Annotated in this window: 13 protein-coding genes and 1 riboswitch; of the genes, 9 read left to right on the top strand and 4 right to left on the bottom strand. The window is 49.3% G+C overall.

From position 1 onward, the window contains the following. Positions 1–5: 5 nt before the first annotated feature. Positions 6–1,058, bottom strand: a complete 1,053-nt coding sequence (locus VN23_RS08495) for a L,D-transpeptidase Cds6 family protein (protein WP_046352805.1) — start codon at positions 1,056–1,058, stop codon at positions 6–8. A 545-nt stretch (positions 1,059–1,603) separates the two neighbouring features. On the opposite strand from VN23_RS08495, the gene upp reads away from it, so the two are divergent. From upp to VN23_RS08475, 4 genes are all read left to right on the top strand, one after another. Next, positions 1,604–2,233, top strand: a complete 630-nt coding sequence (upp, locus tag VN23_RS08490; protein ID WP_046352806.1) for a uracil phosphoribosyltransferase — start codon at positions 1,604–1,606, stop codon at positions 2,231–2,233. A gap of 167 nt (positions 2,234–2,400) precedes the next feature. After that, entirely contained in the window at positions 2,401–3,621 is a 1,221-nt protein-coding gene (locus VN23_RS08485; protein WP_046352807.1) for a uracil-xanthine permease family protein, read from the top strand. 350 nt (positions 3,622–3,971) lie between these two features. Then, on the top strand, positions 3,972–4,736 hold the full coding sequence (locus VN23_RS08480; RefSeq protein WP_046352808.1) for an SDR family oxidoreductase: 765 nt from the start codon (positions 3,972–3,974) through the stop codon (positions 4,734–4,736). Positions 4,737–4,757: 21 nt separating this feature from the next. Then, on the top strand, positions 4,758–5,600 hold the full coding sequence (locus VN23_RS08475; protein ID WP_046352809.1) for a methylated-DNA--[protein]-cysteine S-methyltransferase: 843 nt from the start codon (positions 4,758–4,760) through the stop codon (positions 5,598–5,600). A gap of 100 nt (positions 5,601–5,700) precedes the next feature. On the opposite strand, the gene VN23_RS08470 is transcribed toward VN23_RS08475, so the two are convergent. Together VN23_RS08470 and VN23_RS21960 are read right to left on the bottom strand one after the other, a co-directional pair. Then, the gene (locus VN23_RS08470; protein WP_046352810.1) at positions 5,701–6,192 is read right to left on the bottom strand and encodes a hypothetical protein; all 492 of its coding nucleotides are present in this window, start codon (positions 6,190–6,192) and stop codon (positions 5,701–5,703) included. A gap of 24 nt (positions 6,193–6,216) precedes the next feature. Next, positions 6,217–6,360 carry a hypothetical protein gene (locus VN23_RS21960; RefSeq protein WP_197433064.1) on the bottom strand — a complete coding sequence of 48 codons (144 nt, stop codon included), beginning with the start codon at positions 6,358–6,360 and terminating at the stop codon, positions 6,217–6,219. Between VN23_RS21960 and VN23_RS08465 the strand changes: the two genes are divergently transcribed. Both VN23_RS08465 and VN23_RS08460 read left to right on the top strand, forming a co-directional pair. Continuing rightward, on the top strand, positions 6,354–6,572 hold the full coding sequence (locus tag VN23_RS08465) for a hypothetical protein (protein WP_046352811.1): 219 nt from the start codon (positions 6,354–6,356) through the stop codon (positions 6,570–6,572). The two genes, VN23_RS21960 and VN23_RS08465, sit on opposite strands and share 7 nt — an antisense overlap. A 391-nt stretch (positions 6,573–6,963) precedes the next feature. Continuing rightward, positions 6,964–7,413: a hypothetical protein gene (locus VN23_RS08460; RefSeq protein WP_046352812.1), complete on the top strand. Its 450-nt coding sequence runs from the start codon at positions 6,964–6,966 to the stop codon at positions 7,411–7,413. A gap of 54 nt (positions 7,414–7,467) precedes the next feature. Here VN23_RS08460 and VN23_RS08455 read toward each other — a convergent pair whose 3' ends face one another. Then, the gene (locus VN23_RS08455) at positions 7,468–8,460 is read right to left on the bottom strand and encodes a sodium:calcium antiporter (protein ID WP_046352813.1); all 993 of its coding nucleotides are present in this window, start codon (positions 8,458–8,460) and stop codon (positions 7,468–7,470) included. Positions 8,461–8,552: 92 nt separating this feature from the next. Continuing rightward, positions 8,553–8,669, bottom strand: a riboswitch (yybP-ykoY riboswitch). 286 nt (positions 8,670–8,955) lie between these two features. Here VN23_RS08455 and VN23_RS08450 point away from each other — a divergent pair. The 3 genes from VN23_RS08450 to VN23_RS08440 all read left to right on the top strand — a co-directional run bounded on the left by VN23_RS08450 (position 8,956) and on the right by VN23_RS08440 (position 12,774). Beyond that, positions 8,956–10,026, top strand: a complete 1,071-nt coding sequence (locus tag VN23_RS08450; RefSeq protein ID WP_046352814.1) for a 5-methyltetrahydropteroyltriglutamate--homocysteine methyltransferase — start codon at positions 8,956–8,958, stop codon at positions 10,024–10,026. Beyond that, positions 9,971–11,554 (top strand): ATP-binding protein, encoded by a 1,584-nt coding sequence (locus tag VN23_RS08445; RefSeq protein ID WP_197433063.1) that lies wholly within the window; start codon positions 9,971–9,973, stop codon positions 11,552–11,554. Before VN23_RS08450 ends, VN23_RS08445 begins: the two co-directional genes overlap by 56 nt. A 206-nt stretch (positions 11,555–11,760) precedes the next feature. Then, positions 11,761–12,774, top strand: a complete 1,014-nt coding sequence (locus VN23_RS08440) for a substrate-binding domain-containing protein (protein ID WP_046352815.1) — start codon at positions 11,761–11,763, stop codon at positions 12,772–12,774. The last annotated feature ends 293 nt before the right edge of the window (positions 12,775–13,067 follow it).

Raw genomic sequence — 13,067 nt, 5'->3', positions numbered from 1 at the left:
CGTGATTATGAACCCGCTCGCTCTTCTCGGATCAGCCAGCGGCTACCCGATTTTTCTAGGATTAATGTCTTACCTGTGGTGCTTGATAAGTGGCTGGCTTTGTAAAACTGACGAAACCGTACTTTGGCTTGGCCATCGTCACCGATATCAATTTTAATATCTGATACTTTAACGTCGATTGACTTAGGGCTGCTGATGCGTTTGCGACGCTCTTCACTCCAAGCGCTAAATTTTTGCCCACCCGGGGTTTTAAAGTTATTGCTGTAAGCGGCCAGATAGCCGTTTACATTTTGCTTACTCCAAGCCTGTGCCCAGCCTTCAACTGCATTTGCAATTTGCTGCTTTTCTGCATCACGCACATCAGGCTTAGCCGTTGGTACTGGCGTTGGTGCGGGACTTGGCTTCACAACGGGCACGGGTGTTGCCGTTGGTTTGGCTATCGCTACAGGTGTAGGGCTTGGTGTGGCAATGGGCTTAGGCTCTGGCGTTGCAATAGGGCTGGGTTTCGGCGTGGCTTGCGCCGTTTTTGCAGGGGCGGTGTTGGTTTTTCCGGCAACGGGGTTGCCAAACAGGCTGCCCACCATTTTTAGCTTGCCTTGTACTGCCGGGCTGCTGCCTTCTAATTGCAATGCTTTATCGTATGCTTGTGAGGCTAAGCGCGCGTATAAGTCGCCCAGATTTTCGTGGGCGGTTGCATAAGCCGGGTTAGTTTGTATCGCCATGAGCAAGGCGGCACGTGCTTTATCCAGTTGATTTTGCTGGGCGTAAAGCACGGCTAAATTATTGTAAGGCTCAGGTAGCTGCGGATTGTCTGCCGATAGTTGGGTAAACGCCTTGATGCCTTCCTCTGTTCTGCCCATTTCAGTCAGAATAATCCCGCGTAAAAAACGAATGGAAGGATCTTTTGGCGATTTTGCTAAGAATTTATCCGCACGATCAAGCGCCTGCGGCAATTGTTTGGATTTCAGCAGCTGTTGAATATCTTCAGCATCCCCAGCATAAACGCTGACGGATAAAAAGAGAGGTACAAAGGCTAAGGCAATGCGACGCAGTGTCATGTGTATATCCGAAACAGTTGGTCAGGCGCTAAACTGCGCGAGTTTAACAAAAAATAAGCCTCCTTGTCGCAATGAACCTACCCGCTAGCGTGTATCTATTCTGCTTTTAATTGCAGTTTATGCGTTTATGACGCTTGCGTGGTGCGGGCATCGTAAGTTTGCCTATAGTAAGCCATCGATATGATGTGGTTTTACTGAGCTAAGGATTGCTTTGAGTTTCTGCTCCAAGGCTTGCCAGGTGGATTGGCTTTGCCATATTCACCTTGCTGCAGTTAAAAATGATTCAGGAAATCATTTTTTATTCCTTTTGCTATGCGGGCGATGGATCAGTCATATAAGTTGGATTTTCTTTGGGCTGGTTTGTGTTTATTAGATGCGGTTTGTTTTATGTTTAGAGGGTGCTCATTGCGCCACTGTATTTGTTTTATAGCAAAGCGAATCGGAAAAATTTCGGGCATGATTCGGAAAAGTAGTATTTTCACCGGTGCGCTTTTATGTAAGGAGCGCTACACTGAAATGTTTATCTTAGTTTTTTGGGCTTCGTCATGCAGATTACCGTCGTAAAACATCCACTCGTCCAACATAAACTGGCGCTATTGCGCGCAGAAAATGTCAGTACTAATAAATTTCGTTTGCTTACAGAAGAGCTGGCGCGCTTATTGGCTTATGAAGCAACGCGTGATTTACCTTTAGAGACGACCATGATTGCTGGATGGTGTGGCCCAGTAGAAGTGCAGCAAGTTAAAGGGAAGAAGCTCACCGTAGTGCCTATTTTGCGTGCAGGGATTGGCATGCTCAATGGGGTGCTGGATTTAGTGCCCTCAGCCAAAATCAGTGTGGTAGGTTTGGCGCGTAATGAAGAAACCCTTCAGCCAGAGCCTTACTTTGAAAAATTTGTGGGTAATCTGGAAGATCGCCTTGCGCTGATTATTGATCCGATGCTGGCAACAGGCGGCTCTTTGGTTGCTACCATCGATATGTTGAAGCGTAATGGTTGCAAGGATATTAAAGCGATTGTGATGGTGGCCGCGCCTGAGGGCGTGAAATTAGTCAACGATGCACATCCAGATGTAGAAATTGTGGCTGCTTCGCTGGATAGCCATTTAAATGAGCAGGGCTATATTATTCCGGGCCTGGGTGATGCGGGCGATAAGATTTTTGGTACGACGAAGTAATTTAAGTTTTAAATCATCCCCCTCGAAGAAGGGGGATTTTTGTATCTAATACAAAAACACTTACACAAAAATTCTCCCACATTGTTATGTTTTCTTGCCGTCGTACTGGCAGCAAAGGCATGCCTTGTTGGGGGAGGTTTGATCAAATACTTAGGGGAGAAAAGCGGATGTGGTTTGCTTTGAAGCAATTTGTGTCTGGGGCACAGATTTTATTTGTAGCGTTTGGCGCTTTGGTTTTAGTGCCTTTGCTCACGGGTTTGAATCCTGCAATGGCGCTATTGGGCGCTGGCGTCGGCACTTTGGTTTTTCAATGGATTACCGGCCGTAAAGTGCCTATTTTTCTGGGCTCTTCTTTTGCCTTTATCGGGCCGATTATTTTTGCCATGCACACATGGGGGCAAGCGGCCACTCAGTTTGGTCTATTTGCTGCGGGTTTCATGTATTTTGTGATTGCGGGCCTGATTAAATGGCGCGGCATGGGTTTTATTCATAAATTATTACCGCCCGTGGTGATTGGCCCCGTCATTATGGTGATTGGCCTTTCTGTGGCGGTGGCGGCTTCCGGTATGGCGATGGGGCAAGGTGGTGGCAAGCAATTAGTGGCTTACGATACCTCTTTGTTTTTAGCCGCCATTTCTCTGGGCACAACGATTATTGTTTCGGTATTTGCCGGTGGCATGCTGCGCCTCGTGCCGATCTTATCCGGCGTGATCGTCGGCTATGTAACAGCGACTTTTATGGGCGTGATTGATTTTACGGCCATCGCTGCTGCGCCTTGGTTTGCTATGCCCCACTTTGTAAAACCAGAAGTGAATTGGGCTGCGGCATTGTTTATGCTGCCGGTTGCGATTGCGCCCACTATCGAGCATATCGGTGCAGTGATGGCGGTAGGGCAGGTGACTGGGGACGATTACACAAAGACACCTGGCTTACATCGCACGCTGGCAGGGGATGGCTTTGGTGTGTGCTTTGCTGGCTTAATTGGTGGCCCGCCAATTACCACTTATTCCGAAGTCACGGGTGCGTTGATGATTACCCGTAATTTTAATCCGGTGATTATGACTTGGGCGGCGGTGCTGGCGGTTATTCTGGCTTTCTTTGGTAAGTTTAATGCCTTGCTGCAATCGATTCCTTTGCCTGTGATGGGCGGGATTATGGTGCTGCTCTTTGGTACGATTGCCAGTATCGGCTTAAAAACGCTGATCGACGCCAAAGTAAACCTGATGGCACCGCGTAATTTGGTGATTGTCTCGGTGGTGCTGACGTGCGGGATTGGCGGTTTAATGCTGAAGATCGGTGATTTCAATTTAGCTGGCGTGGGCTTGGTGAGTGTATTGGCGATTATGATTAATTTACTGCTGCCTGCTGAGCAAGAGGCTGCTGCATAGTATCGCTAGGGCGGGCACATCTGTGTGCCCGCAAAGATTTTTCCTAATGAAATGCGATTCACAAGCCGTTTTGCTAAGGGCTAGTTACTCGTGAATTCACCTCTTTAAAAACTGCCGTAATTTAACTTCTTATGGTTTCATTTTAAAGCCCCCAAGCATCTTGAATAAATTCTATTTAAAAATGCGCTGGGGGATTTTTGTGCGCCATTTTTCAGGGGCCATCATCCAGCCATTTAATCTTTTAAACAGAGCAAGATTCGGGTCGCTGTCTAGGGTTTAAATCTTCACACTGTATTCGTGTTCAGACAATTCTTGTCGGTACACCATTCAATGAAGAGAGGCTTTGAATCATGTTTGCATTATCTAATAAAGTTGCAATAGTCACCGGGGCAAGCTCTGGGATTGGTTATGCCACCGCAAAGCTATTTGCAAGCCAAGGTGCGAGTGTTGTACTTGCGGCGCGGCGTCAGGCAAAGTTGGATGAGCTGGTTGAAGAGATTACTCTGGCGGGTGGGCGGGCAATTGCACTTGCTGGCGATGTGCGGGATGAGGCTTTTGCCAAGGCGCTGGTTGAATTAGCCGTCGGCCATTTTGGCGGGTTGGATGTAGCATTTAATAATGCCGGTATCATTGGAGAGGCGGGAGCTACACCTGATATCTCGCTTGCAGCATGGCATGAGGTGGCGGACACCAATCTGACGAGTGCTTTTCTTGGGGCTAAGCATCAAATCCCCGCCATGCTGAAGCGAGGTGGTGGTTCTTTGATTTTTACTTCTTCATTTGTGGGTTATACCGTTGGTTTTCCGGGGCTGGCGGCTTATGCAGCGAGTAAGGCCGGTCTGATTGGTTTGACGCAGGCATTAGCGACCGAATTCGGTGCTCAGGGCGTACGCGTCAATGCGCTTTTACCGGGTGGCACGGATACCCCGATGGGCCGCGCCTTTGCCAGCACGCCAGAAGCTTTAGCTTTTGTGCAGGGGCTTTTTGCTATGAAGCGGCTGGCTTTACCCGATGAGATTGCACAATCGGCGCTTTATCTTGCCTGCGATGCATCCAGCTTTACGACCGGCTCGGCGCTACTGGTGGATGGTGGGATTTCAATTAATCGTACTTAATTGCTTAATAAGGAAGGGTAAATGTCTGACTATGAACGCATTGCCAAAGCAATTTATTTTATTTCTACTCGCGTGCATAGTCAGCCTGGCTTGGATGAAATTGCAGCACACTTACATTTAAGCCCTTTTCATTTTCAGCGACTATTTTGCCGCTGGGCAGGTGTGACGCCGAAGCGGTTTTTGCAAGTGCTGACCTTGGAGCGTGCCAAGCAATTATTGCGCGAATCAAAATCATTACTTGAAGTTTCTGATTCCTTGGGCTTGAGCAGTGGCTCGCGCCTCTATGATCATTTTGTGCATCTGGAGGCGGTGACCCCAGGAGAATACAAAAAGGCAGGGGCGGGTGTATCTATAGGCTATGCCGTGCATAACACGCCATTTGGCCCTGCGTTTATTGCGATTACGCCACGAGGAATTTGTAAGTTTTCATTTTTGCAGGGTGAAGAGATTGACGAGCATCTGGCTGATCTATGCAAAAAATGGCCCTACGCCGTGCTGTATGAAGACAGACAAGCAACACTTGAAGTATCGGACGGGATGTTTGACGGGGCAAAAAAGCCGGATAAGCCTATTTCTTTGCATGTGGCAGGTACAAACTTTCAGGTCAGTGTTTGGAAAGCCTTGCTACAGATTCCACCTGCCGCCGTGGTGAGTTACTCCCAGGTGGCGAGTGCGATTGGTAGCCCCAGTGCGGCGAGGGCGGTGGGTACGGCTATTGGTTCAAACCCTGTTGCATTCCTAATCCCCTGCCATCGTGTGATCCAGCAAAGCGGTAAGTTGGGTGGTTATTACTGGGGAGAAACACGTAAGCACGCGATTCATGCTTGGGAATCGGCGAGAGAGGAAGTGCTTTTGTCGGAATAGGCAGGCGCGTTTGGGGCGATGCTTTTGAGTTTTCTACTTTTTGATGAGCAGGGCCCGGTTTGTTTTTAGATAAACCGAGCCTGCAAATGGCTTTGCGAGCTTAGTTGATGCAGCTTGGTGCAGCGGCCAGTTCTAGCGTTTTGCATAGTGCTAAGAAGCGATCCAGCTTGTTGCTGCGCATCAGTAGTACTTGCATCTCGTCATTCAGTGGCTTACTGAAGTTGACGAGTGTGTAGGCAGGATCGAGTTCTTTCTGGATAAGGCACAGAGCGTCGGCGTTGCTGAGGTCTTTGAGCGCTGCGGAGGTTAGCTCTAGCTCGCCGTCGCCAAAAGCCTCTTCGATCTGTGCATAGAGTGCGTCGGCTTTGTTTGCGCGGAAGAGTAGGCCGTCTTCAAGCTGCTCGATCAGTACCCATTCCCAGAGTGGAATTGCAAAATGGGCTTGGTAAGCGCTTTCTTTATCGTTTGCCAGATAGCTTTCAGCGTCGTTGGCCGCTTTGAGCACTTCGGCGCTCATTGCAAGAATGTCGTTTTGCTCCAGGCCGCCATCGGCGATCAGGTCGAAGAACTCGGTGATATGCGTTTGATTCATTGGGTAATCCTGATTAGGGCATCTTTAAAGACGATCACTTCTGCGCAAGCTGGCATTGCGCATCACAATATCCCCTCGCATTTTAAAATAATTGCGGTAGCGATCTTGTTTGCGCTTGGTCTTGCATAGAAAGAATTGCTCTTTGAGTTGCCCATTAATAAATGCCATCGGCGCTACAACAGCGCCGATGGGCAGATGATAAAGGGATTTTAGCTTTAGCGCTTAGCCGTGTTGCGGTGCTCGTTGAAATCGCAGGGTTTTATACTGAGCAAGCGGGCCAGGTTTGCTCAGGCAAGACGCTGTTTTGCGCAAGGATGGCGGTGTTTAATCGCGCCTGGGTCATTGCAAAGAGCGTGATGCCCAGTGAAGCGTTTATCTAGGGCTAAGCCTTTGGTGGTTCGTGGTTGTTGTTATGCGTATGGAAAACGATGGGTAATATTGCTGTTTTGTATGCTTTTATTTTTGCCTGGCAAGTGCGCATTTGGGTATCAATTTTTAAAAGAAAGGAGTTCGTCAGTAATAAACTACTGAATTTTCTTTGAGCGCCGAGCTTGAGAAGGGCATAAAGCCTAGGGTGGGCAGAGTAGCCTGAGGTAAGCCACTCTTGTGTTTTTCTCAAAAATGTAAGCTATTGCACCCTTTTGCTAATGACACACTGTGTTGTCGTTTTGTGAGCCTATTGGTTTGACCCAGCTTGACAGCGCCAAACCATGCTGAAAGACTGCTGCCAAATAAAGTAAGATTGCTTGGTTAAAATAGAAAGGAATTTTTATGCTTAAAGTGAAAGGTCTGCTTGTTGCTGCATCAGTAGCTGCTATGTTATCCGCTTGTTATGTGGTGCCTATTCAGCCCGCTACAGCAGGTGCTGGCCCATCTCCGCGCCAGCCTATGCCTGTTGCGATGGCAGAAGTTGTTGCGCCGCGCCCTGTGTATACCGCAAGGCTTTACCCTACCAATGATGCCGCGGCGGCCATTGGCCGGATTAACGGCACAATCAGCAATCCGGAAAAAGGCCATGGCGAGTTTGCTTTTAACGCGGGCAAGGAAGCTTATGCTGGCGAAGCCACTCGTGCACCGGGATCGTCCAAAGGCAATGCAAACGCTGTGGGTAATAAAGGCGGCTATGCCAAGTGTGATTACAGTATGAGTAGTGCAGAATTAGGAGCAGGTACTTGTACTTTCTCTAACGGCGCACGTTTTGACTTACACATCTCGCTTTAATCTCTCTCTACCCATCGATGCGGCGTTCATCTGCATCGATGGGTATTGTCTGTTTTAGATTGCCCAGCCTAAGTAGAGCGCAAATCCTGCGTAAAGAAAGCCAATGCAGCTCAGTTGCTTGCAATTGACTTTGCCGCGCCTAAACATCAAATACAGCACAATAATGGCCACGGTGGTGATGATGCCGGAGGCGAGCAAGGGGCCGTCGAATAGCCAAGGCGTAAAGAAAATACCCAGCGCACTGGGGATAGTGGCTTGAATCATCATCGCGCCCGATATATTGGCCAGCGCCAAACGCTCTTTGCCTTGTCGCACCCAGATCAGGGTGTTCATGATTTCTGGTAATTCAGTGGCTACAGGGCTAAGTAAAAGTGCGACCAAGTGCGGTGCTAGGCCCAGCATCGCGCCTAAGTTTTCGAGCTGGGATACAAAAATATGCGAGGCAAGGGCTATCACCGCCAGTGCTAAGCTCACTTGCAAAGCGGCCCAGCGCCAATTATCGCTGCTTGGGCGCAGCTTTAATGGCTCCAGCTCTTCTTCCTCGGCTGCCGTTTCGGCGGTATTGATTTCCCGCCAAACATACACAGCATAAGCCATCAGAAATAGCAGCCCCAGATAGGGCTTAAGCGCAAACGCTACTAGGCCCAGTGCTACTTTAAATACAAAAATGGCTAAAAAAGCCAGCTGATCCTGGCTAAGGCGTGCTTGATCCACCTTGATTAAGTGATCTGTACGGGCCAAGCGCTGACGATTGCGCCAGAGCGCCAAGCCCACCACGGCATAGGCAATCGTTGCCAGGACCAAAGGGCCGCCCATGGCCGCGCCCACGCCAATCTCTTTTTGCTCTGGTGTGGAACCAAACACTACTGCCGTAAAAGTGACCGCGCTTTCGGGGAGCGCCGTGCCAAAAGCGGCCAGCACCGAGCCCACCGCAGTCGCGCCCAGCTTCATATGCCGGCCACACCATTCAATGGCGTTGACGAAATAATCACAGGCTAAATAGATGGCAATGGCCGAGGAGAAAAACAGGAACAGGGTGAGTAACATGCAAAATCACAATGCCGGGCAAGCAATTAAACCAATGGCGCAACGACACGGCTTGCCCGGCAGGCAAACGTATCGAGGCCAAAGGTCTCGCTGAATCATCTGCTATACCGGCTGATGATCAATGACGCCATGCAGTCACAGACCGCAAGTTTGTTGACGCCACCTCCCTCGCTTTGCGCGAAGGATAGCTACTCCCCAATGACAGGAGGGGGCAGTCTGGCAGATGTGGTGCGGGTGGGCAAGGTGCTTGTTACCACTTGCATGGGGGTTTAATGGCGGGTAACGGTTGCTTGGCGCAGCAAAGTGACTGAATGCAGGTATCAGACTTTACTGTCTTTAATCTGACCATTTTTGGGGTTTGTATTGCGTAATTGAATACTTTTCCCTGATGTTTCATGCCAGTGTATTTTGTTTTGTGAAATTATTAGGAAAGAATTATGCAAGTAGTTGTATCTCACTTAAACTAAAGGAAGCTAAATTTGGGAGTGCCATTTTATGGGTATCAAGACTGAATCGATTGGCAGCATTCCGCGGTCGGCAAAATTGCAGCGTGCATTGTCTTTGCATGATCAGGGTGAGCTGAGCGCTGCCGAGCTGGAGGTCTTTTATGATGAGGCGGTAAAAGACACGATCATGAATCTGGAGGCCGTTGGCTCGCCTGTGCTGGGGGATGGCGAGCAGCGTAAAACCCACAGCTTTGCAACCTATGGGGTTGAAGGCAATAGCAATATGGCCGCAGATGGCCTGTGTATTCCTTTTCATGATGGGCATATTCGCCAGCTGCCCCGCTTAACCAGCGGGCCTTTTCGGTTTGCACGTTTTGCGCATGAAACGATTGGCCTAGCGCGCCGGTATACGCAAAAGCCGTTTAAGCAGGCCATTATCTCGGCCTCGGCTTTAAGCTTGCTTTATCCTGCACAGGGGATCGCTGATTATCCTCGCGATGAATTTGTGGCTGATTTATTGGCCGAACAGGAAAAAGAAATTCGCGGCTGCTTTGCTCAGGGGGTAAGTAAAGTGCAGCTTGATTTTACCGAGGGGCGTTTGTCGGTAAAGCTTGACCCAAGCGGGCAGATTTTACGCAGTTTTATTGATATTAATAATATGCTGCTGGATCGGTTTAGCCCTGAGGAGCGGCAAAAAATTGGCATCCATACCTGCGCCGGTAGCGATCATGATTCCACCCATAGCGCTGACGTGGATTACGCCGAATTACTCCCCAGTTTGTTTGAAATAAGAGCAGGGTGTTTTTATATTGCACTGGCCTGTGAGAAAGACCCGGAAAGGGTGCTAAAAATTATTCAGCAATATCGTAAGCCTGATCAGGTGATTTTTGTGGGGGTGATCGACGTGATTGATCCGCAGATTGAAACAGCCGGGATTGTTTGCGAAAGAGTGCTGCAAGCCGCGCGGTATATTCCGCATCCCTATCTGGCCACCACCGATGATTGTGGCTTTTCGCCTTTTTGCGATGACACCAGTACCAGCCGTGAAACGGCGTTCGCTAAAATTGCGGCCCGTATTGAAGGTACCGCGCTTGCAGCGCGGCAGCTGGGCTACGCCTGAGTCCGCCGTGAGTTTGCATAGCTACTCTTTGTTTGATCAGGCCGGTGCATTGCAGGATTGGAATGCTGTTTTTGCCGAAGAATTTGCCGCAGCAAAATTACAACCGGGCATGAGCATTGATGCAATTCTGACAGCATGTCAGGCTGCAGTTTTATCCTGTGATTTAGGCCCGTTTTATTATTCCAATGCTGTGTTTTCGGCTGAAGGCGATGTGCAGCTGACAGGCAAAGGCTTATTTGTGCGTATGGCGCAATTAAGCCGGGTGCTGTTGGTCGATCAGGCCAGCCTGCTGCGCTCGGCCGCGATGCAAATGTCTAATACTATCGTGGCCGAAAAAGCCAGCCAAGAAGACGCTTTGCGGCGGGCCAAAGCAGAGGCAGACGCTGCAAATCATGCAAAAAGCCAGTTTCTGGCCACCATGAGCCATGAAATTCGTACGCCGTTAAATGGTATTTTGGGTATGGCGCAGCTGCTTTTACTGGAGGATCTGGAAAAAGAAGAACGGCTGAATTACGCGCAAATTATTTTGAAATCAGGCCAGAGCTTATTAACGCTGCTTAACGATATTCTGGATTTATCCAAAGTAGAGGCGGGTAAATTTGAGTTGAACAGCGCGGTGTTTGAGCCGGAAAAGTTATTAGACGATGCGCTTTCATTGTTTGCTTATAGTCTGATGCAAAAAAATATCAGCGTACGCCGAAACTGGCTTCAGGCTGCAGACAGGCCGCGCTATCTGGGTGATGCATCACGTTTACGGCAGATGTTGGCTAATTTGCTGGGCAATGCAGTGAAATTTACAGAATCCGGCACGGTCACGGTGGAGGCGTATGAAAGCCAGCGTGAGGGCGATCATGCCATGCTGATGTTCAGAGTCTCCGATTCGGGTATTGGTATTAGCCCGGAGCAGCAATTGGCGTTATTTCTGCCTTTCTCTCAAGTGGATAATAGCAATACCCGCAAATACGGCGGCAGCGGGCTGGGGCTGTCTATTGTGCGTGAGCTGGCTCGCTTGATGGAGGGCGAGGTTGGCGTTGAGAGCGAGCTGGGTAAGGGATCCTGCTTCTGGTTTTGTGTACGGGTAGCGCTGGATTTCTCGGAGCCGGCCGCTTTGCCCTCCAGTATTTTTTATGAAAACCCTGCAGCAAAATGCACCCTGCCTATCATGGTGGTTGATGATAATCCGCTCAATTTAACCGTGATAAAAACGATTTTATCCAAGCTGGGTTTCGCACTGGAGCTGGCTCAAGATGGTCGCGAAGCGATTCAGCGGCTTGCCGCTGGTGTTATGCCTGCCCTGATTTTTATGGATTGCCAAATGCCCGAGATTGATGGCTTTGAAGCAACACGTCATATTCGGCAGATGGAAATCACGGCGCATCGCCCGCGCACCCCCATTATTGCTTTAAGTGCAGGCGTATTTGAGCAGGATCGCCAGCTGTGCCTTGATGCGGGTATGGATGATTTTTTAGCTAAGCCGATTAATATCGATGCTCTACAAGCCACGCTTAAAAAATGGCTGATAGCCTGAATGCCACGTGGTTTTTCTTCTGTGGGAAAGCTTAGCCGTGGGTTCTTTCTTGTTTTATCTGAATATCAGCCAATCTTGGTTTTGTATGCCTGATGCATGACTTTTGCGACGATGCTTTAATATGGCTGTGTTTGCGTCTTGAATTCTGGCGTAATCGGCGGGCAGCGTGGTATAAGCTGAATGATCAAAATCTTACAGAAAACATAATGAATTTGCGGGAATTGGCTCAGCTACTGAATTTATCGCCAACGACGGTAAGCCGTGCCTTAAATGGCTTTTCTGATGTCAGCGAAAAAACGCGGTCAAAAGTGGCTGCAGCGGCAGAGCGCCATGGCTATCGCCCCAACAGCACCGCCCGAAAACTGGCGCTGGGCCGCACTGATTGCGTGGGCATGATTTATCCGCTGCAACCTAATGATTTAAACGATCCTGTTTTTCACGCCATTGTGGGCGGAATGACCGATCAGTTTAATGATGCAGGTATCGATCTGATGCTGATTTCGGCAGATAACCATAATGAGCTGCAAACCTATCAGCGCATTACCGCCGGGCACCGGGTAGACGGGCTGATTGTGGCGCGCACCTGTGTGTTTGATGAGCGATTACGTTATTTACAATCGTGTCAGTTTCCTTTTGTAGCGCACGGCCGCTCGCAAATGGATACACCTTATCCCTGGTTTGATTACGATAATGAAGCCGGTACACGGGCAGCAGTAGAGCGTCTTTTGGTCTTGGGGCATCAGCGAATTGCCTTAATCTCAGCCCCTCTCGCACTTAATTTTGCCATGCAGCGTAAGCAAGGTTTTGTAGCCGCCATGCAAGCTGCTAGTGTGGTCGTTGATCCGGCTTTATTACAAGAAGGTGCGCTGACGGCGCAAATGGGTGAAGCTTTAATGTACCGTTTGCTTAAGCTCAGCCAGCGGCCTACGGCGGTGATTGTAGATAATAATCTGGCTGCCATGGGCGTACTGGCCGCACTAAGGCAGGCAGAGCTGAGGGCAGGTACGGATATTTCACTGATTGTGTTTGGCGGCGTTGCACCAGAGCTGGCCATGGGGCAAAACATCACCGCCATCCGTCAGCCTGATCCGCGCGAAGCGGGCATCACACTGGCTGCGCTGATGCTGGCAAGGCTGAGAGGGGAAGACCCTGCATCCTTACAAGTGCTTTGGCCAACCCTATTGCAACCGGGCACGAGCGATCAGGCTTGTTTGGTTTAATTGGGCTGCAGCCGTTAAACCCAAATATTAAAATGCCGGGAAAACCTAAGATCTGTAGACACAGAGCTCGCCGAGTTAAAAAGCAGAACATTATAGAAACTAAAGATGCAGCTTGGTGATGATTTTAAAGCTGTGTTGGGTGGCAAAGCTATACAAGGTATCTTTTGTAGGATGGGCAAGGCACTTTATCTTGCCCATCCCACAGGCCATTAGCGATTCAAAAAATGTTTTTTAGAATCGCTAATGGCCTGTGGCTTTTTGGTGAATTGCGTGTTATTTGTTGTTGGTTTTGA

The sequence above is a fragment of the Janthinobacterium sp. B9-8 genome (assembly GCF_000969645.2).
GTDB lineage: Bacteria > Pseudomonadota > Gammaproteobacteria > Burkholderiales > Chitinibacteraceae > Iodobacter.
The sequence above is the reverse complement of the archived record's forward strand: the minus strand, read 5'-3'. Positions and strand labels throughout refer to the sequence as shown.